Origin of the sequence: Streptomyces sp. MST-110588, assembly GCF_022695595.1 — a bacterium.
Lineage (GTDB): Bacteria > Actinomycetota > Actinomycetes > Streptomycetales > Streptomycetaceae > Streptomyces.
This window is the reverse complement of sequence record NZ_CP074380.1, coordinates 7528313-7548414: the sequence shown is the minus strand read 5'-3', so window position 1 is coordinate 7548414 and position 20102 is coordinate 7528313. Positions and strand designations below refer to the sequence as shown.

At 73.7% G+C, this 20102-nt stretch carries 15 protein-coding genes and 1 pseudogene; 12 read left to right on the top strand and 4 right to left on the bottom strand.

Translation table 11 applies throughout. From position 1 onward, the window contains the following. The first annotated feature begins 12 nt into the window (after positions 1-12). Complete coding sequence (locus KGS77_RS32805; RefSeq protein WP_242586949.1) at positions 13-744, top strand: response regulator transcription factor; 732 nt, start codon at positions 13-15, stop codon at positions 742-744. Positions 745-784: 40 nt separating this feature from the next. Here KGS77_RS32805 and KGS77_RS32800 read toward each other — a convergent pair whose 3' ends face one another. Together KGS77_RS32800 and KGS77_RS32795 are read right to left on the bottom strand one after the other, a co-directional pair. Beyond that, positions 785-2530 (bottom strand): GAF domain-containing sensor histidine kinase, encoded by a 1746-nt coding sequence (locus tag KGS77_RS32800; protein ID WP_242586948.1) that lies wholly within the window; start codon positions 2528-2530, stop codon positions 785-787. Between the two features lie 176 nt (positions 2531-2706). Next, positions 2707-3600 carry a universal stress protein gene (locus KGS77_RS32795; RefSeq protein WP_242586947.1) on the bottom strand — a complete coding sequence of 298 codons (894 nt, stop codon included), beginning with the start codon at positions 3598-3600 and terminating at the stop codon, positions 2707-2709. A gap of 246 nt (positions 3601-3846) precedes the next feature. On the opposite strand from KGS77_RS32795, the gene KGS77_RS32790 reads away from it, so the two are divergent. The 7 genes and pseudogenes from KGS77_RS32790 to KGS77_RS32760 all read left to right on the top strand — a co-directional run bounded on the left by KGS77_RS32790 (position 3847) and on the right by KGS77_RS32760 (position 12214). Further along, entirely contained in the window at positions 3847-4389 is a 543-nt protein-coding gene (locus tag KGS77_RS32790; protein WP_242586946.1) for a hydrogenase maturation protease, read from the top strand. A gap of 5 nt (positions 4390-4394) precedes the next feature. Continuing rightward, positions 4395-6722 carry a carbamoyltransferase HypF gene (gene hypF, locus KGS77_RS32785; RefSeq protein WP_242586945.1) on the top strand — a complete coding sequence of 776 codons (2328 nt, stop codon included), beginning with the start codon at positions 4395-4397 and terminating at the stop codon, positions 6720-6722. 5 nt (positions 6723-6727) lie between these two features. Further along, a pseudogene (locus tag KGS77_RS32780) lies at positions 6728-6982 on the top strand (HypC/HybG/HupF family hydrogenase formation chaperone); the annotation flags it as partial. A gap of 203 nt (positions 6983-7185) precedes the next feature. After that, entirely contained in the window at positions 7186-9921 is a 2736-nt protein-coding gene (locus tag KGS77_RS32775) for a GNAT family N-acetyltransferase (RefSeq protein ID WP_242586944.1), read from the top strand. A 14-nt stretch (positions 9922-9935) separates the two neighbouring features. Continuing rightward, positions 9936-10832, top strand: coding sequence for a universal stress protein (locus tag KGS77_RS32770; protein WP_242586943.1), 897 nt, complete (start codon positions 9936-9938; stop codon positions 10830-10832). Between the two features lie 95 nt (positions 10833-10927). Continuing rightward, positions 10928-11680, top strand: a complete 753-nt coding sequence (locus tag KGS77_RS32765; protein ID WP_242586942.1) for a CBS domain-containing protein — start codon at positions 10928-10930, stop codon at positions 11678-11680. A gap of 33 nt (positions 11681-11713) precedes the next feature. Further along, entirely contained in the window at positions 11714-12214 is a 501-nt protein-coding gene (locus KGS77_RS32760) for a flavodoxin domain-containing protein (protein WP_242586941.1), read from the top strand. A gap of 145 nt (positions 12215-12359) precedes the next feature. On the opposite strand, the gene KGS77_RS32755 is transcribed toward KGS77_RS32760, so the two are convergent. Together KGS77_RS32755 and KGS77_RS32750 are read right to left on the bottom strand one after the other, a co-directional pair. Continuing rightward, entirely contained in the window at positions 12360-13040 is a 681-nt protein-coding gene (locus KGS77_RS32755; protein WP_242586940.1) for a class F sortase, read from the bottom strand. Then, the gene (locus tag KGS77_RS32750) at positions 13037-13729 is read right to left on the bottom strand and encodes a DUF4142 domain-containing protein (protein ID WP_242586939.1); all 693 of its coding nucleotides are present in this window, start codon (positions 13727-13729) and stop codon (positions 13037-13039) included. The genes KGS77_RS32755 and KGS77_RS32750 overlap by 4 nt, the downstream gene beginning before the upstream one ends. 363 nt (positions 13730-14092) lie before the next feature. On the opposite strand from KGS77_RS32750, the gene KGS77_RS32745 reads away from it, so the two are divergent. The 4 genes from KGS77_RS32745 to KGS77_RS32730 all read left to right on the top strand — a co-directional run bounded on the left by KGS77_RS32745 (position 14093) and on the right by KGS77_RS32730 (position 19993). Further along, positions 14093-14353, top strand: a complete 261-nt coding sequence (locus KGS77_RS32745; RefSeq protein ID WP_242586938.1) for a GlsB/YeaQ/YmgE family stress response membrane protein — start codon at positions 14093-14095, stop codon at positions 14351-14353. A 221-nt stretch (positions 14354-14574) separates the two neighbouring features. Further along, complete coding sequence (locus tag KGS77_RS32740; protein ID WP_242586937.1) at positions 14575-15345, top strand: Clp protease N-terminal domain-containing protein; 771 nt, start codon at positions 14575-14577, stop codon at positions 15343-15345. A gap of 192 nt (positions 15346-15537) precedes the next feature. Beyond that, entirely contained in the window at positions 15538-18438 is a 2901-nt protein-coding gene (locus tag KGS77_RS32735; RefSeq protein ID WP_242586936.1) for a M4 family metallopeptidase, read from the top strand. Between the two features lie 496 nt (positions 18439-18934). Then, positions 18935-19993: a cytochrome P450 gene (locus KGS77_RS32730; protein WP_242586935.1), complete on the top strand. Its 1059-nt coding sequence runs from the start codon at positions 18935-18937 to the stop codon at positions 19991-19993. Positions 19994-20102: the final 109 nt, after the last annotated feature.

Genomic DNA, 20102 nt, shown 5'->3' with positions numbered 1-20102 from the left:
GAGCAGTGCACCATGACCACACCCCCCGCACCGCACAGCCCGCCCCCGATCCGCGTCTTCCTGTTGGACGATCATGAGGTGGTGCGCCGGGGCGTACGCGAACTGCTCGACGACGAGCCGGACATCGAAGTGGTCGGCGAGGCCGCCGACCGGCGTGAGGCGCTGGCCAGGGCGCCCGCCTTGCGGCCCCGTGTCGCGGTGCTGGACGTACGGCTGGGATCGGGCGAGACGGCCGGCGACCACGAAGGCATCGAGGTGTGCCGTGAACTGCGGGCCCGGATGCCGGAACTGGCCTGTCTGATGCTGACCTCCTTCGATGACGACGAAGCGCTGTTCGACGCCATCATGGCGGGCGCCGCCGGCTACGTCCTCAAACAGATCAAGGGCACGGACCTGGTGAACGCCGTACGGACGGTGGCGGCCGGGGCGTCCCTGCTCGACCCGGGCGCCACCGCGCGGGTCATGGCGCGGGTACGCGGCGAAGAAGACCCCGTACCTCCCGAACTGGCCCGGCTCTCCCCCCGCGAACGGGAGATCCTCGGGCTCATCGGCGAGGGGCTGACCAACCGGCAGATCGCCCAGCGGCTCTACCTCGCGGAGAAGACCGTCAAGAACCGCATTTCCTCGATCCTCTCGAAGCTGGGTGTCGGACGCCGGGTCCAGGCCGCGGTGCTGGCCGAAAGGCTCCGCGACCGCGACCCGTCGGACGCCTCGGGCTCGTCGTCCACCGATGGGCCATGGTGATCGTGGTGAGCGGTGATGAGCGGTGGTGAGCTGAGCGGCCTCAGGAGGGAGACAGCGGAACCCGCCACACCACCCGGGTTCCGCTCGTCCCGCTCCGCCGGCGGTCCTCGATCCGAGCCGTTCCGCCCAGGAGCGCGGCCCGCTGCCGCATGTTGACCAGTCCGCCGCCGGGGGCGCTGCCGGTGACGCCGACCCCGTCGTCGGTGACCGTCAGGACGATCTCGTCACCGACGCCGAGGGTGACGTCCGCGTGCCGGGCGTGCGCGTGCCGGGCGATGTTGCTCAGGGCCTCGGCGAGCACCGCCAGGATGTGGTCACCGGCCGCCGCCGGCACATCGGTGTCGATACGGCCGTCCATCTTCAGGGACGGGGCGAAACCGAGGGCTTCGGCCGCGGCCGTCACCACCCCTGCGATCCGGCGGCGCAGTCCCGGCCGCCCCTGCCGCTCCTGGTGGTCGCGGTCGGTGCGCAGTTCGAAGATGGTGGACCGGATGATCTTGATGGTCTCGTCCAGGTCGTCCACGGCCCGGCCGACCCGGTCGGCCGCTTCGGGACGGTCGATGAGCCGGCCGACGCTCTGCAGCGACATGCCGGTGGCGAACAGCCGCTGGATGGCCAGGTCATGCAGGTCACGGGCGATGCGGTCGCGGTCGTGCAACAGCGCGACCTGCTCGGACTCCCGGCGGTGGCGGCCGAGTTCGAGAGCGAGCGCCGCCTGCTCGGAGAATCCGGAGAGGAGTTCCACGTCACTGTCGTCGAACGGGGGACGGCCGGCCAGCCGGCTCAGCCGCAGGGCGCCCGCGGCACGGTCGTCGAGCGGCAGCGGCACGGCGACCACCGGCCCGTGGCCCCCTCCGGAGTCGGGGAGGGCATGGGCCCGCGGGTCGGCGCGGACGTCCGTGGTGGCGACGGGTTTCCCGGTGCTCGCCGCCAGTCCGGCCAGTGACCCCTGGGAGGGGATGACCACCCCGGCCATGGCGGTGGCCCCTTCGCCGTGGGCCACCTCGACGACCAGGCCGTCGGAGCCGGGTACCGGCAGCAGCACGGCGGCGAAGTCGGCGTCGGCGACCTCCAGGGCACGCCGGGCGATCAGTGCCAGGACCTCGGCCACGCCGGTCCCGCTCAGCAGGCTGCGGGTGACCTCGCCGAGGGCTTCCAGACGTCGTTCACGGCGCAGGCTCCCGTGGTACAGGCGCGCGTTGTCGATGGCCACCCCCGCCGCGACCGACAGCGTGGTCAGGACCGCTTCGTCGTCGGCGTCGAAGAGCGCGCCGCCGCGTTTCTCCGTGAGGTACAAGTTGCCGAACACCTCGCCCCGTACGCGCACCGGTACGCCCAGGAAGCTGCGCATCGGCGGATGGTGCGCGGGAAAGCCGTGGCTGGCCGGATGCCGGGTCAGGTCGGCGAGCCGGAGGGGCTCGGGGTGCCGGATCAGCTCACCGAGGATTCCGTGCCCTTGCGGGAAGGGACCGATCCGGGCGATCAGTTCGTCCGTCATGCCCACCGGCAGGAAGCCGGACAGGTACGGGCCCTGGCCGACCGTCCCGAGCGCTCCGTACTCGGCGTCGGTGAGGGTCATCGCGGCCTGCACGATGTGCCGCAGCACCTGGGAGAGGTCCAGTTCACGGCCGACGCCCAGGACCGCCTCCAGGAGGCTGTGCATACGGCTCTGGACGACTCGCGCGGCATCCAGCCGGGACTGGAGCTCCTCCAGCAGCTCGTCCAGGCGCAGTTGCGGCAGCGACGCAGTAACCGGCCGCGCGCTGTCCCCACCCGTGTCCGTCATGGCTTCCACCCCCGGACGTCCTGCGGGGCAGGGTAGTCCGGGGGCGAGGACGGCGGGGAGTCCCCTGACGCGAGGTGGTCCGTGATGTGAGGAGGTCGCTGATATCAGGCGCCCCCGGCGCGGGAAGCTTCGTGACGCGGCACGGCCTCCTGGCGTACGCGGTTCCCCGTGGTGGCTCAGGCGTGCGGCACCACGGCCACCGGGCACCGGGCGTGGTGGAGCACGGCGTGGCTGACCGGGCCCAGGGGCAGGCCGTGGGCGTGCCGGCGCCGTCCGGCACCGATCACCAGGAGATCGGCGGTGGCGGAGAGGGCGAGGAGAGTCTCCCGGGGGCTGCCTTCGGCAGGCCGGCTGACCAGGGGAACGTCCGGATGCGCACAAGTCGCGGAGCACAGCGCGTCATCGAGGATCTCCGCCGCGCGCCGGGCGTGTTCGGCGCGCCGGCTGTTGTGCGGTCCGCTCTCTTCGGGCAGGTCGCTGCCGGCGCACCGCCAGGCGTGGACGGCCACGACCTCGCCGTGACGCAGCGCCGCCTCGGCGTAGGCGAAGCCCACCGGAGCGTCGCACGGAGACTTCTCACCGATTCCGACGACCACGCGCCCCCTGGGGACCGCCCAGGTGCCGGCCGCCTCTGCGCCCCCGCCGCCTTCTCCCCGTACCACGACCACCGGGCACCGCGCGCGTGCCGCCACCCCCATGCTCACCGACCCCAGCAGCACGGAGGCCAGATCACCGCGGCCCCGGTGCCCGACGACGAGCATCGTGGCCCGGTGCGCCTCGGTGACCAGCGCCGCGACCGGATCGTCCGGCGCCACGCAGGAGGTCACCTCCAGGCCGGGCGTCCACCGGGCGGCCTGTTCGGCCGCATCGTCCAGCAGCCGCTCTTGCGCCAGGCTTTCCGAGGACCGTACGCCGGATTCCGCGGCGGCCCCTTCGTAGCGCTCCCAGAAGGACGCGTGGACCAGGCGCAGCGGCAGTTCCCGCAACCGGGCTTCCCGCGCGGCCCACTCCACGGCCCGCATGCTCGCCTCCGAACCGTCGACACCCACCACTACAGGCGACTGCGGCATGTTCCACCTCCGGGGAATGGTCCACGGTCCGTCCCTGCGCACGGTCCCTCGCCGCGCACGGCCTTCCCTACGCACGGTGCGCCGCGGGAAGCCGGGCGGACAGGTGCGGTTCGGGTCGTGGCGAGGGCCGTTCGGCCCCACGCCGGGGCGGCGGGAACCGCGGCACCCTGACGGTGACGGCCCGTCCCGGGGCCGGTGGTCCCCGGACGCGGTCGCACCGACCGTGCCTGGTGACAGGAGAGACCAGTGACGCAGGCCCCCCGGATCGCCGTGATCGGCGTCGGCAACACCTTCCGTCACGACGACGGCATCGGGCCGGCCGTCGTACGGCGGCTGCGCGAACGGACCCGGCACCGCCCGCTGCCCCCGTCGGTCACCCTCGCCGACTGCGACGGTGATCCAGGGCGGCTGATGTCGCTGTGGGAGGGCACGGAACTCGCGGTGGTGGTGGACGCGGCCCACGCCCATCCCGGCCGCCCCGGGCGCGTCCACCGCCTCGACCACCCCGGGCGCTACGCCCGCCCGGCGGCGGCCAGTTCGCACGGCCTCGGCCTGGGCGAGGCCGTCCAGCTCTCCGACGCCCTCGGCCGCCTGCCGGGCCGGCTCGTCGTCCTGGCGGTCGAGGGAGCGGACCGTTCCCTGGGCACCGGTCTGACGCCCGCCGTCGCCGGGACGGTCGACCGGCTCGCCGACGCCGTGGAGGCGGAGATCGTCCGGCACCGCGACGCCCGGGCACGTCACGGTCAGGCCCGTGCCCGCGGTGACGGGCGCGGTCCGGCGGGCGGCTGAGGACCGTGGGGACCGGCAGGCAGGCCCGGCGCTTCGAGGTGTACGGCACGGTCCAGGGCGTCGGTTTCCGCCCGTTCGTACAGCGGCTCGCCTCGGACCTGGGCCTGGACGGCTGGGTCCGCAACGTCGACGGCCATGTCGTCATCGACACCGCGGGAAGCACCGCGGCACTGCGCCGGTTCGCCGACCGGCTCCAATCCCGCGCCCCCGCGTTGTCCCGCGTACGGAGCGTGCGGGCCTCCTGCGAGGTACCGGAACTCCCGGCCCGTGGGTCCGGGTTCGCCGTACGCCCCAGCGTCACCGGCCACCGCCGGCGGGCGCCGCACGAGATCCCGCCGGACGCGGCGACCTGCGCCGCCTGCCTGGCCGAGCTGTTCGACCCGCGCGACCGCCGCTACCGCTACCCGTTCATCAACTGTACGGACTGCGGCCCGCGCGCCACCGTGATCACGGGCCTGCCCTACGACCGGCCACGGACGACGATGCGTTTCTTCCCGCTGTGCCCGGCGTGCTCGGCCGAGTACCGCGATCCCGGTGACCGGCGCTTCCACGCGGAGCCGCTGGCCTGCCCGGCCTGCGGCCCCCGGCTGGCCTGGCACCCGGCCCAAGGGGACACCACCGGCCCGGTCGCACTCAGGGCCGCCGAAGCGCTGATCGCTGCCGGGGGCATCGTGGCGGTCAAGGGCCTGGGAGGCTACCAACTGGTCTGTGACGCACGGCGGACGGACGCCGTCGAGCGTCTGCGGCGGCGCAAACACCGGCCGCACAAGCCGCTCGCCGTGATGGTCGAGGACCTGGCCGCGGCGCACCGGGCCGGCCACCCCACCCCTACCGAGGAGCGGCTGCTCACCTCGCCCGCCCGGCCCGTGGTGCTGATCGCCGGCCACTCCTGCGGCCGGGCGGTCAGCGCGGCCGTACACCCCGGCACCGGACGCATCGGTCTCTTCCTGCCCACGACCGGACTCCACCACCTCCTGCTGCGTGACCTCGGCCGGCCGCTGGTGGTCACCAGCGGCAATCTCGCCGGGGAACCCCTGGCGAGCGACGACGCCGAGGCCCGCGAACGGCTCGCGCGGATCGCCGACGGCTTCCTCGCGCACAACCGGCCGATCGCCGCCCGCTACGACGACTCGGTGACGCAAGCCGTACGGGGACGGGTGCTGACCATCCGGCGGGCCCGCGGGTACGCCCCCGCGCCGCTGCCGCTCCCGGTGCCTGCCCCTGTGCCGCTCGTGGGGGCCGGGGCGCAGAGCAAGCACACCGTGACGGTGGCGGACGGCAGGCGGGCCGTGACGGGGCCGCACACGGGAGACCTGTCCGACGCCCGCACGCTGGCGGCGTTCGAACGTTCCTACGCCGATCTGGTGGCACTGACCGGCGTCACACCACAGGCCGTGGCCCATGACCTGCACCCCGGCTACCTGTCCACCCAGTGGGCGGCGGCCCTGCTGCCGCCCGGCCGGCGCGTCGCGGTCCAGCACCACCACGCCCACATCGCCGCCTGCGCGGCCGAACACCGGCTGCGCGGACCGTTCCTGGGAGTCGCCTACGACGGCCTGGGCCTGGGGGACGACGGCACGCTGTGGGGCGCGGAGATCCTGGTAGCCGACTACACCGCCTACCGCCGCGTGGGCCGCTTCGCCACCGCGCCGCTGCCCGGCGGCGAGGCCGCGGTACGCCACCCGGACCGGATGGCGCTGGGTTATCTGTACGGAACGGAAATCCTCGGGAAGTCACCTTCTCCCCCTGAACTGGCGGCGTCCGCCCGGGAGTTCACCGCGCGGCTGGACCCGCGCGAGGCCATGACCGTACGCACCATGATCCGCCGTCGCCTGAACTGCCCGCGCGCCTCCAGCGCCGGCCGGCTCTTCGACGCCGTGGCCGCCCTGCTCGGGCTGTCCGGCGAGATCTCCTACGAGGGGCAGGCCGCCGCCGCGCTGGAGAACGCCGCGGGCACCGCACGCCGCCCGGCCCTGCCCTGGCGCGTGGTACGCGGTGACGGCCTGTGGGTCTACGATCCCCGGCCCACCCTCACCGCGCTGCTCGGCGAACTCGCCGGCCGCACGCCCGTACCGCTGCTGGCCGCGGCCTTCCACTCGACGGTCGCCGAGGTCACCGCGGCGCTGGTCGAGCGGGCCGTCACCGGCGGCGCCCCGCGCACCGTCTGCCTGGCGGGCGGCTGCTTCGTCAACCGCCGCCTGCTCACGGACGTACGGCGGCTGCTGCGCGCGCAGGGGCTGCGGGTGCTGGTGGGCAGCGCCGTGCCCGTGGGGGACGGCGGGATCAGTTACGGACAGGCGGCCGTCGCCGCGGCCCGCCTGAAAGGGGGCTGACAGCGATGTGCCTGGGAATCCCCGGCCGGGTTCTGCGGACGTACGACAGCGACGGGCTGCGCATGGCCCGCGTGGACTTCGCGGGCGTACGGCGGGAGGCGTGCCTGGAGTACACGCCGCACGCCGCCGTCGGCGACTACGTCGTGGTCCACGTCGGCTTCGCCATCACCACCGTGGACGAGGCGGAGGCGGCCCGCACGCTGGACGTCCTGCGGGCGATGTCGGACGCGGTGGCGGGTGAGCTGGGCGAACCGCTGCCCGCCGAGGAACCGGAGGAGGCAGGAGAACCAGAGGCAGCAAAGACAGCAGAGGAAGCAGTAGAAGAAGCGGAAGAACCGCAGGGACCGGCGGCAGCGTCCGGGGCCCTACGGCCCCCGCCCGGGCCGTACGGCCCATGGGGCGCCCCGGGCGGGCGGCGGACGCTGGAAGCCAGGCGCGCCCCCTTGCGTTCCGAGGAGCTGTCATGACGAGCACCGAGCGGCCCGGCAGGACCGGCAGCACCGGCAGCACCGGCAGCACCGGCAGGAGCAGTGCGCACGCACTGCTGTCCGACGGCACCACGGTCTGCATACGGCCCGCCGGCCCGGAGGACCGCGACCGGGTGTACCGCCTGTTCGCCGGCATGTCCCCGCAGAACCTGCGGCTGCGGTTCTTCACCGTGGGGACACGCTCCGCCGAAGTGGCGGCGGACCGCATCAGCTCCGCGGCGGGCCCCGGTGACCAGGCACTGCTGGCACTGGTGGGGGACGAGGTCACGGGCACCGCCGAGTTCCACCGCTCGTCCCGTGATCCGGCCCGCGCGGAGATCGGCCTGGCGGTCGCCGACGCCTGGCACAGCCACGGCATCGGAACCCTGCTCCTGGAACACCTGGCACACGCCGCCCGGGCGACGGGCATCGGTTCCTTCACCGCCGACGCCCTGACCGAGAACCGCCCGATGCTGAAGGTGATCTCCGACCTGGGGCTGCGCACCGCGCGGCGCTTCGACGGGCCGGAAGTGCACTGCACCATCGAACTCGCGGAGGACGAACGGTATTTGAGCGCCGTGGACGCCCGGGGGCGCACCGCCGACGTGGCCAGCCTCCAACCGCTGCTGCGGCCCGCCTCGATCGCCGTGGTCGGCGCCGGACGCTCGCCCTCGTCGGTGGGCCACGCGCTGCTCACCAACATCCGCGCGTACGGCTTCACCGGGGGGCTCACCGCCGTGAACCCGCACGCCGGCGACACCGTCGGCACCGTGCCGTCCTACCCCTCCATCGAGCAGGTACCGGTGGTGCCCGACCTGGCGGTCCTGGCCGTCCCCGCGCCGGCCGTGCCCGACGTCGCCGAACAGTGCGGCAAGCGCGGGGTGAAGGCGCTGCTCGTCCTGTCCTCCGGGCTGGACGGCGGCCAGGCGGCGGGGCTGCTGGCCGCCTGCCGGGCGCACGGGATGCGGCTGGTGGGGCCCAACTGCCTGGGCCTGGCCAACACCGAGCAGGCGGTACGGCTGGACGCCACGTTCGCCGCGGCCCCGCCCGCCGCGGGCACCGCCGGGATCGCCGTGCAGTCGGGCGGCGTGGGCATCGCCCTGCTCTCCGCGCTCGCCCGGCTCGGCATCGGCGTGTCCTCCTTCGTCTCGCTCGGCGACAAGTACGACGTCAGCGGCAACGACCTGTTGCAGTGGTGGGAGAGCGACGGCGTCACCGATCTGGCGCTGCTGCATCTGGAGTCCTTCGGCAACCCGCGCGCCTTCTCCCGCACCGCCCGCCGGGTGGCGCGCACGATGCCCGTACTGACGGTCGACGCGGGCCGGTCACCGGCCGGCCGCCGGGCCGCCGCCTCGCACAGCGCGGCCGTCGCCACCCCCACCATGACCCGCCGGGCGCTGTTCACCCAGGCCGGGATCATCGCCACCGACAGCATCGGTGACCTCGTGGCCACCGCCGCCCTGCTGCGTTCCCAGCCGCTGCCGGCCGGCCCGCGCACCGCGGTGGTCAGCAACGCGGGCGGCGCGGCCGTCCTTGCCGCCGACGCGTGCGCCGAGGCCGGGCTCGGTGTCCCCGAGCTGCCGGCGCCACTGGTGCGCGAACTGCTGGACGTGCTGCCCGCCGGCGCCCGGGCCGTCAACCCGGTGGACACCACCGCGGCCGTCTCCGGTACGCGGTTGGCGGCCTGCCTGGACCTGCTGACCCGGCACGGCGCCGTGGACGCCGTCCTGGTGGTGCTGGTGCCCACCGCCCTGTCCGCGGCGACCGGGGACGACCCGGCGCGGGCCCTGGGCCCGTCGGCCGGGGTCAGGAGCCGCCCGGTCGCCGCGGCCCTGCTCGACCAGGACGTGCCGGTACGGCTCCTCCAGCAAGGCGGCACCGCCGTCCCGGCCTACGCCGAACCGTCGGACGCCGCCCGCGCGCTGGCCCACGCCGTCTCCTACGCCCACTGGCGCGCCGAACCACTGGGCACCGTCCCCGTGCTCGACGGCGTGGACACCGCGACGGCCGAGGCGCTCGTGGCCGGCTTCCTGGCCCGCCGTCCGGACGGCGGCTGGGCCGGACCCCGGCTGTGCGGGGCCCTGCTGGACGCGTACGGCATCCGGCAGCCGCCCTGGGAGTGGGTCACCGACGCCGACGCGGCGGTGGCCGCGGCCGAGCGGCTCGGCGGCGGGCGGATGGCGCTCAAGGCGTACTGGCCCGGGCTGCTGCACAAGACCGACGTGGGGGCGCTGCGCCTGGACCTGGAGGGAGCCGGACCGGTCCGCGCCGCCTATACGGAGCTGGCCGGGCGCTTCGGTGAGGTGATGACCGGGGCCGTGCTCCAGCCGATGGCCGGCCGGGGCGTGGAACTGGTCGCGGGTCTCGTCCAGGACCAGGTGTTCGGGCCGCTGGTGCTCTTCGGGCTCGGCGGCACCGCCACCGAGGTCCTGGCCGACCACTGCGCCCGACTGGCTCCCCTCACGGACCGGGACGTGCACGCGCTGATCACCGCTCCCCGGTGCGCGCCGCTGCTGTTCGGCCACCGCACCGGCCGCCCCGTCGCCCTGGACGGTCTCGAACAGCTCCTGCTGCGGCTGTCCCGCATGGCGTGCGACCTCCCGCAGCTCGCCGAGGCCGACCTCAACCCCGTCCTCGCCCGCCCGGACGCGGTCCTCCCCCTGGACGTCCGCGTCCGGCTGCTGCCGCACACCGCGCACGACCCGTATCTGCGCCGCCTGCGCGCCCGCTGAAGGAGGCATCCGCGATGGCAACGGCACCCATGTCCTTCCCCGGCCGGGTGGTCGTCGGCTTCGACGGCTCCGCTCCCGCCGTACGCGCCCTGGACCGTGCCGCCGACGAAGCCGTACGCCGCAGCACCTCGCTGGAGATCATCTGTGGCTGGCCGTGGGGCAGGCACCCGCTCCCCGACTACGGCGTCACCGACGACACCGGCAAACTGCTCTACAGCAGCGCCCGCCGCATGATCGACGGCGCCACCGAGCGCGTCCGCTCCCGCGCCGCGCACCTGGTCGTCAGCGAGTCCCTGACCACGCAGTCCGCGGCGCGCGCACTGCTGCGCTGTGGCCGCGACGCCGCACTGACCGTCGTCGGCACCCGCGGTCACGGCGGCTTCACGGGTCTGCTGCTCGGTTCGGTGAGCCTGCGGGTGGCGGCCCACTGCACCACGCCGCTGATGGTCGTACGCGGCCGGAGTGGACCCCGGCAGCACCACCGGGTGCTGGTCGGCATCGCCTCGGACGCGGACACCGCCGCCGCGCACTTCGCCTTCCAAGAGGCCGCGCGGCAGGGGTCCGGCCTGCGCGTGCTGCACGCCTGGCAGTACCCGGCCGCGCCCCTGGGCTCGCACGCCGCGTCCTGCCACCTGGCCTGGGACGAGCTGGAGCATCTGCGCAAGGCCGCCGAAGCCGTCCCCCAGCACGTGGCCGCGGCGGTACGGCAGCGGTACCCAGGCGTCGAGGTCCGCCCCGAGGCCGTCTGCCAGGGGGCCGCGCGCGCCCTGGTCGAGGCGAGCCACCACGCCGACGTGGCCGTACTGGCCGTCCACCGCCGCCCGCGCCGCGTCGGCCTGCAACTGGGGCCGGTCACCCACGCGATGCTGCACCACGCTCACTGCCCGGTCGTTTTGGTACCCGTCGACTGACGCAGAGCGCGCCGGCACAGCACATCGGCACACCACACACCGCGCACCGCACACCCCACACCGCAGTCACCCGGCCCGCAGGAAGAAGACAGGACATGAAGCACCGGCTGATCGACCAAGTCATGAACCGCGACGTCGTCAGGACCGGCCCCGCCGCCTCCTTCAAGGACGTGGCCGACCTGCTGGCACAGCACGGCATCGGCGGAGCACCCGTGGTGGACGACGACGACAAGGTCCTGGGTGTCGTCTCCGAGACCGACCTGCTGCTCCGCCAGGCCGCCCAGGAAGGCGCCGCACGCCACTGGTTCTCCCGCGCCCGGCGCTCCGGCGGGGCGCGCGGGATGCGCGCGATGCACGGGGTGCACGGAGCGCAGGCCAAGGTCCGCGGCCGTACGGCCCGGGAGCTGATGTCCGCGCCCGCCGTGACGATCGGCCCCCGGCAGACCGTGACCGAGGCGGCCCGCACCATGGCGGGGCGCCGCGTCGAACGCCTGCCCGTCGTCGACGACGAGGGCCGGCTCATGGGCATCGTCACCCGCAGCGACCTGCTGTCCGTCTTCCGCCGCCCGGACCGGGAGATCCGTGACGAGATCGTCGAAGAGGTCCTCGTACGCACGCTGTGGCTCGCTCCGCACACCATCGAGGTGACCGTCCAGGACGGCGTCGTCACCCTCACCGGAAAGCTGCAACGGCGCAGCGAGGTCCCCATCGCGGTACGGCTGGCCGGGCGCGTCGACGGCGTCGTGAGCGTCATCGACCGGCTCGGCTACCAGGAGGACGACTCCCACCTGCGCCCCACCGAGCAGGCCCTGCACGGCATCGCCGAGGAATGGCTCCGCAAGATCTGACCCCACGCACGGCATGAACGGAGGCGCACCACCATGACCGATCAGCACGTGCTCGTCGCCTACGGCTCGACGAACCAGGGAACCGCGGGCATCGCCGTGGAGATCGCTGCGACGCTGAGAGAGGAGGGCCTGACCGCCGAGGCCCGCCCGGCCGGGGAGGTCGGGGACCTGTCGGCGTACGACGCGGTCGTCCTGGGCGGCGGTCTGTACGCCGGCCGCTGGCAGCGCGACGCCCGCCGCCTCGTCCGCAGGCTGGGACCCCAGCTCCGCGACCGTCCGGTGTGGTTCTTCAGCAGCGGCCCCCTGGACGCCACCGCCGCCGAGCGCGAGATCCCGCCCACGCGGGCGGTGCGGCGTGCCATGTCCCGCGTCGCCGCGCGCGGCCACACCACCTTCGGCGGCCGGCTCGACCCGCACCCCAAGGGCCGTCTCGCCCGTTCGATGGCCAAACGGGGTATGGCGCACGACTGGCGCGACTTCGATCAGATCCGGGCCTGGGCCCATACGGTCGCGGCCGATCTGCGCAAAAAGTAGCTCCCGCTCCTGCTCACGGGATCACCGGTGCCCGAGGAGGCAGCGCCCCGCCCCGGCGCCCGCCGACGGCGACGAGGCTTCGCCCGGGTGGCCGGACACCGGCGGGTGGTGGTGCCGTTGTCCGGTCCGCAGGACTGCCGTGTGTTCATGCCGCGGGGCTCTCCTGCGGGCGCGGGGCGGTGGTGGGGGCACGGGTGGCGTACAGCACGAGGTTGTGGTCGTATCCGCGCGCCGCCCCCTTGTAGGCGCCGGCGCAGGTCACCAGCGCGAGTCTGGGGGAGCCGCCACGGGTGAACAGGTCACGTGGCAGAGCCTGCCGCGCGTAGGTGCGGCGGGCGGTGATCACATAGCGGTAGGTGCGGCCGTTGGCTCCGGTCACCTCGACCGGGGTGCCCATGCCGAAGGTGTGCAGGGCGGCGAACGCCGTGGGGCCGGTACGGGGCGTGTCGAGGTGACCGGCGATCAGGACGGTGCCCCGGGCGGCGCCGGCCGGCGCGCCCAGCGCCCACCAGGCGCCGTCGCGGGCGTCCGCAGGCAGGTTCAGCACACCGTCGGCCGCCGCGGCGACCGGAACCAGCCGGGCCCGGAAACCGTACGGTCCGTGTATCTCCTCCGGCACGGCCGGGCCCGGACCGTCGGACGGTGCCGGGACGGGCGCCGCCGCCGGGGGCACGGAGCCCGCGTCCCGTGAGAGGTACGGGGCGAAACCCGCGTCCTCCGAAGGGCGCGGGAGGACGAACATCGCCCATCCGGCGGCCGTCGTCGCCGCGCCCAGAGCGCATACGGCGGCGGCGACGGCGCGGCCGGGTGGCCGGCTTCGGCTCAACGGCCCGGTACGCCACCCCGTCGGCCGCGGATCAGCCACGCGGACCCGAAGCCGACGAGGAGTCCGCCACCGCCCAGGGCGACCGCACCGGCGACCGGCGCGGCGACCGGCGCCGCGGCGGACTGCCCCCCGCCGCCGGCCTTGATCGTGCCCGCGTCCTTGGCCGCATGACAGGTGCCCCCGCGGACCATGTCCAGGTGCGCCGAGACCACCGGCCGGGCCGCACGGGCGGCTGCCTGGACCTCCGTGTTCTTCCCGGCCTTCAGCTCGTCGTCGATCAGGGCCAGGGTCTTGGTGTGCGCCGCGTCCTGGGTCTTGAGCCATGCCGCGTCGTACGCGGAGGTGTTGGCCTTGCTCTGCGCCGCGGCCAGTTCCTGTTTCTGTTCCTCGGTCGGAGAGGCGGGCAGCGCGATGCCCAGCTTGTGCGCCAACGCCTTGAGGTCCGCGTCCAGCTTGCCGTGGTCGCGTACGAGGGCCTTGCCGACCGTCTTCACGCACGAGGTCGTGGCGTTGTGCCGCGCGTCCTGCCCGGCGGCGATCTCGGCGAGATTGCCCTGGTGCACGGCCTTGACGAAGGTGGCGTCCTGGTCGCCGGCCGACGCTGCCACGGACGGCGCCGCCGGTATCAGTGGCATCGCCGAGACGGCCGCCACGAGGACGGCTGCCGACGTGGCCCGTATGAACCTCATTACGTGCTCCTTTCACGCCCACCGCACACCGTCGCGCTGGGCCGAGCGGACGAAGAAGGCGCCGCTTCGGCACCCCCGGCACGGATATCTCCCACACGACACGCCGGTGACTCGCACCATGCCGCTACTTCACTCCGACGGCCGATACGCGGGCGGTCGACGGGCGGGTGGACGGACGGGCACAGGAGGGGCGGGAGAAACGTGCGGACGGGCGGGCGGAGGAATCGGCCCGTGGACCGCTGATGACCGGCGACGACCGGGATCGACCAGCGCGAAGATCTCTGTGCCGGACGATGCTTACGCCGGGCTCCGGCGGGCACGCGCAGTGATACCGAAGGGGAAACATGAACGGAAGGAGTCGACGTGTCGTTCTTGTGGGCCATCATCGCGGGGCTCGTCATCGGCCTGCTGGCCAAACTCGTCATCCCCGGACGTCAGCCCATCCCCCTGTGGCTGACCGTCCTGCTGGGTATGGTCGGCGCCGTCGCCGGCAACGCACTCGCCACCGCCTTCGGCGTGCGCGACACCGGCGGTATCGACTGGATCCGCCACATCTTCCAGATCGGCATCGCAGCCGTCCTCATCGCCCTCGTCTCCCCCTGGTGGGCCCGACGACACGCCTGATCCCGCCGGCCTCGGCCCCGCCGGACCTTCCCGGCAGGGCCGGGGCCGGCTCACGGGTCGGCCGACGCTACGGTGACACGCGGGCGCTCAGCCCCCGCCTGGGGCGCCGCCCCGCACCACGAAGCCGCCCCGGCCGTCGCACCGCACCTCGCGCACCGCGCCGAACCCCGCGCGCGGCGGCATCCCTTGACAGTGCGGAAGCGTCAAGGCGTACTTGCCTTATGGCTCTCCCGGACCTGGACGACCTCATCGCGGAAGTCGACCGGCGATGCGCCACCGCGCACCGCTCCGGCGGAGGGGAACAGCCCGACTGGCTCGCCCTGCTGACGGACGCCGCGCGGGTGGCCGGCCAACTCCAGAGTCTGGCGGACGACTTGGTCGAGGACTATGTCGAGCACTGCCGGATGCACGGCTGCTCCTGGACGGACATCGGAACCGCACTGGGGGTGTCCCGGCAGGCGGTCCAGCAGCGCTTCCACGCCCCGCACAAGCGCTACGGCCCCCGGACGATGACCGAGGACCTGCGCCGGGCGATGATTCACGTGAAACATGCTGCGGTACGGCACCACAACAACTACATCGGTACCGAGCACCTGTTGTGGGGGATCACCGCACAGGACAACAGCGCCACCCGGCTCCTGCGGGCCGCCGGCATCTCACCGGAGGTGGTCCACCGGGCGGTGGGCGACCGGCTGAACACGGGCGCCTCCCAGGCGGCCGAGCGGATCGCCTGGACCCCCTACTCGCGCAAGGCGATGGCCTTGGCCGAGACGCGGTCGGAGCGCGCGGACGCACAGCGCGCGGACGCACAGCGCGCGGACGCACAGCTCATCGACTGCGACGACCTGCTGATCGGTCTCGCCCAGGTCGGCCGGGGCGTGGCCGCCGCCGTACTGACCGATGCCGGCTTCACCCCGGCGGCCTGCGACGCCCCGCCCACGGACAGCCCGTCACCCGGTCCCGCGGACTTCGGCCCTTCGGTGACCGGCTGACCGACTGACCGGCCCTGGGCCCGCGGGAGGCGGCAAAGGGATCACTTCGAGGCCGGAAGTCACCCGTGGGAACCTCCGCCCCGTTGATACGGCGGCGCATCATCGCTTCCATGGTCTGCCTCCCGGCGGTGACCGCCGCCGGTACGGCGTGAAGGGGGAGAGCGAGACGTGCGTCATAGCAGAGCGCGCTCGATGAGAGCGGGGGCATCCAGAGCACCAAGGACCAGAGCACCGAGGAGGAGGATATCCGGTGCGGCGGCGCTGATCGGCGTCGCCGCACTTCTCGTTTCGGCGGTCCCGGCCGGTGCGGCGGTGGCCGCGGACGGGGCCGCGCCACCGAGTCCGGGGCAGGTGATCCCGGGGCAGAAGACGGCGACGCCCGCGCTGGTGGAGGGCATCCGGGAGCAGGCTCCACACGCGGGGAACGCGGCGGGCGCGGCCCGCGCGTACCTGGCGGGCCGGCAGGACCGGTACCACATCCCTGCGCCGGGCCGTGATCTGACGCCGGTGCGGACCACGACGGCGGCCGGCGGCCGGGAGACCGTACGGCTTCAGCAGAAGTACCGGGGCGTGCCGGTCCTGGGCGGCCAGTACGTCGTACAGATGGAGCGGAAGGACGGCGACCGGGTCGTCACGGGCACCTCGGGCAAGTACTTCACCGGGCTGCGGACGGGCACGACGCCCGAGGTCGCAGAAGCGGTGGCCGTCGAGCGGGCAGTCGACGCCGTCCGTGCGGAACTGGAGAAGAAGGCGTTCTCCGGGCGTGGGAAGGGCAAGGACGGCGGTACCGGCGAGGAAGGCGAGCCGTCGCTGACGGGCGCCTCGCACGGGCTGGTCGTCCTGCCGCTCGGGGCGGGGGTGCTCACCCGGCACGTCACCGTACGGGGCATGGATCCGGCGAGCGGCGAGCCGGTGCTGCGCGAGGTGTACCTCGACGCGCGGGCAGGGTATCCGGTCCTCCAGTACAGCGGTATCAAGACGTTCGGCACACCGGGCGGGATCCCGGCGAGCGCCAGGGCCGGTACGGCCGGCGAGGAGAGCGTGACGCACCGGCAGCCAGGCGCCGCGCAGCCCGGTCCCGGGGTGCCGGGGTCGGGGGTGAAGCTCGACGGGAGAAGCGTCGAGTTGCAGGTAGCCCGCGACGAGGGCCGCAACGCCTACGTCATGCGCGATCACTCCCGGATGCAGAACAGCAGCGGCAACGTGCTGGACACCTGGGACGCGCGTGGCAAGTGGGTCGATGACGTGCTGGGCAAATGGCCCGCCGACCTCCTGGAGTTCAGCTCGCCCACGCCGGCCTTCGGCACCGATGCGACCGAGTCGGGGGCGGTGGACGCGCACTGGGCCGCCGGAAAGGTCTACGACTACTACAAGAGCAAGCACGGCCGGGACAGCCTGGACGGCCACGGCATGGCCATCCACTCCCTGGTGGGTGTCAGCGACTTCGGGCTGCCCTTCGTCAACGCCTTCTGGGACGGCCAGAAGATGGTGTACGGCAACGGTGACGCCGAGTACCGGCCGCTGGCCGCGGGCCTGGACGTCGTCGGCCACGAGATGACGCACGGCGTCGTCGAGCACACCGCGGGCCTGGTCTACGCGGGCCAGTCCGGCGCCCTGGACGAGGCGATCGCCGACTACTTCGGCAACGCCGTCGAGTCGGACGTGTACGGCATCCCGGTGGAGGACCCGGACTCGGGGCTGCTGGGCGAGAGGCTCTGCCGGACCAAGGGGCCGCGCCAGTGCGCCATCCGCGACCTCAACGACGGGCGGAACACGGCCAAGCACTTCCTCGGTGTGGGCTTCGGCACCGACAACGGCGGCGTGCACCTGAACTCCACCATCTTCAGCGGTGCGCTGTGGGACGCTCGCGAGGACCTCGGCGCGACGCTCACCGACAGGATCGTCTACAAGGCGCTCAGCGAGTACCTCACCCCGCTCGACGGCTTCACCGAGGCCCGCAACGCGGTGCTCGCCGCCGCGAAAGCCCTCGCGGCCGGCCCGGACGACCTCAGGGCCCTGGAGCGGGCCTTCAACGCCCACGGCATCGTGCCCGGCTGGGAACTGGCCCTGGGCGTGGACTCCGACGTGCTGCTCGCCCGGGTCAACACCGCCGATTCGCGCCTGGGCGCGGGCGGCGCCTGGTGGGTGGCCGCCAAGTCCAACGAGGACGGCTCCGAGCCGTACTCCGTGTGGGCCGGGCGCAACGACGGCAAGGGACAGCTCAAGCTGATGAGCCCCAACGACGGCCGCTTCCACGTCAATCCGGCCACCGACGGCAGGTACGTGGTGTGGCAGGCGTACGGGCCCGGCCGCGTGGAGATCCTGGCCAGGCCGCTGGCGGGCGGTCCCGTCAAGAAGCTGTGGTCCGGACGGAGCGCCGGTTCCTCGGTGGCGGTCGACGGTGACATCGTGACGTTCGAGTCCAGGCCGCGCGGCGGCATCCGCTATGTGACCTATCTGCGGATCAGCGACCCGTCCCGCACGCAGAGCATCGGCGGGGGCAGGTACTGGCGGACGTACTTCCCGTCGGTGCACCAGGGTCGCATCGCCTACCAGGAGACGCGACGGGTGCGCGGCACCACGTACGCGTACAGCACACGGCTCCGTGATGTCGCCACCGGCGAGGACCGGGTGGTCCAGAAGGCCACCGCGGAGACGGGCCTGGGCCCGACGGCCGTCACCGGCAAGCACGTCTTCTGGCTGCTGGACGCGGTACCGGGCGACGGGAGAACCGCCCTGCGCCGCGCCGGGCTCGACGGCTCCGACGCGGTGGACCTCAGCCCGGAGAGCGGACCGGACGCGCTGAACATCTCCGACCTGACGGCCTCCCAGACCGCGGTGACCGTCGGCGCCCGCGTCCCCGGTCCCGGTCCCGGCCCCGGACTGAACAACGAATCGCTGGCCAAGCTCTGGCAGTTCGCGGCCGACGGCGCGCCCCAGGGTGAGGGCGTACGCAAGGGCCGGGTCTCGTGCAACCGCGGCGAACAGCTCTCCCCCGCCGCGGCGCCCGGGAGCCAGGTGGTGTGGCTCGACGCGACCACCGGCATCAGCAATCTCGTGACGCGCACCCGGCCGGCCGGCAGGTGCGGCTGACCGGTTCCTGACCCCATGGTGGCGGGCGGCCCGCCGGATCGGTGATCCGGCGGGCCGCTGCGTGTCCCGGGGACCTCAGGCGGGGCGTGCGCTGGGGGCTTGGGGGCGTGGGCGGGGAGCGTGTGAGCCTCCCTTTCATTCCGGCGGGTGGTTTGGAATGAGGCGGGTTTTTCGACCCTTCCGACGGGCAGTGTCCGCTTTGCGGCTCGCGAAGACACGCATCACCCCAGCCATCCCGCGGTGAACGGGAGCCTTGTAGGACGCGCGCTCCCTGTGCCGGTCCCGCTTCGACGCGCCTTCCGTACGTACGTCCCACGAACCCGATACGGAGCACGCCATCAGTACCGAGACTGTCATCGGCTATCCCTTCACCTCAGGCGGGCTCGAACTGGAGCCCGAGTACAAGCGTCTGCTGCGTGAGCGGCCCATCGCCCGGATCACCACGCCCACAGGAGATCCCGCCTGGCTCGTCACCGGCTACGAGGAATGCCGCGCCGTGCTCGGGGACGCCCGCTTCAGCCGGAGCGCGATCGCATCCCCCGGCGGGCCGCGCCAGCAGATCCCGAGCGTGCCCCCCGACGCCTTCAACGGCATGGAGCTGCTGCGCCGGACCGGCGAGGCCAAGGCGGTGCTGCAGCACCTGCGCCCGCGCCGGATCGCCGTGCACCGCCCGTGGCTCGAAAGCCTGGCGGAAGGACTGCTGGAGGCCATGATACGGCGGGGCGCACCGGGGAACCTGGTGGCCGATTACGCGGCGCCGCTTCCGCTGGCGGTGATGTGCCGGGTGCTGGGTCTGGAGACGGGCCGCAACGGGCTGCCCCCGTACGCGGACGAAGAGCACCTGACGTACTGGTCCGACGTGGCGTTCAGCATGAACAGCCGTGATCCGCGGGAGATCGCGGCAAGTTGGGCGGGTCTGCGCGGGTACCTGGCCCAGGCGGTGGCCCGGGAGCGGCGCCACCCCGGCGACGGCCTGCTCACCACTCTGGTCGCCGCCCACGAACAGCGCGGGTCCTTCTCCGAGGACGAACTCCTGGACGTGGCGGCCGGGTTGCTGGTGGTCGGGTACAAGACCCTCATCAGTTTTCTCGCGCTGGCCGCCGTCGCCCTGCTGCGCCACCCGGAGCAGGCCCGCCGTACGGCCCAGGACCCCGCGCGGCTGCTGCCCGCGGCGGTGGAGGAACTCCTGCGGTACGTGCTGATCGAGAACCGGGGTGTCGCCCGGATCGCCACCGAGCGCGTACGGATCGGCGGTGTCACGGTCGCCGCCGGCGAGCTGGTGGTGGTGGCCCTGCACGCCGCCGACCACGACCCCGCCGCCTTCCCCCGGCCCGGCCGGCTGGAGGTCACGCGCCGGGACGCCGAGCATCTGGCGTTCGGGCACGGCGAGCACTACTGCCCCGGCGCGGCACTGGCCCGTCTGCAGATCCACTGCGCGCTGGCCGCGCTGCTCCCCCGTCTGTCCGGCCTGCGCCTGGCCGTCCCCGCGGAACGGCTGTCCTGGCGCGACGGCCTGATCCTGCGTACCCCGGAGGCCGTTCCGGTCACCTGGTGAGTCCCGCCCGCTCCCCGCCACGACCCCCTGCCCCATACCCCCACACCGCCACAGCCCCTCTTCACTACGTCCCTCCTCCACGGTCCCCACCGCGGTCGTCCTCCTCAGT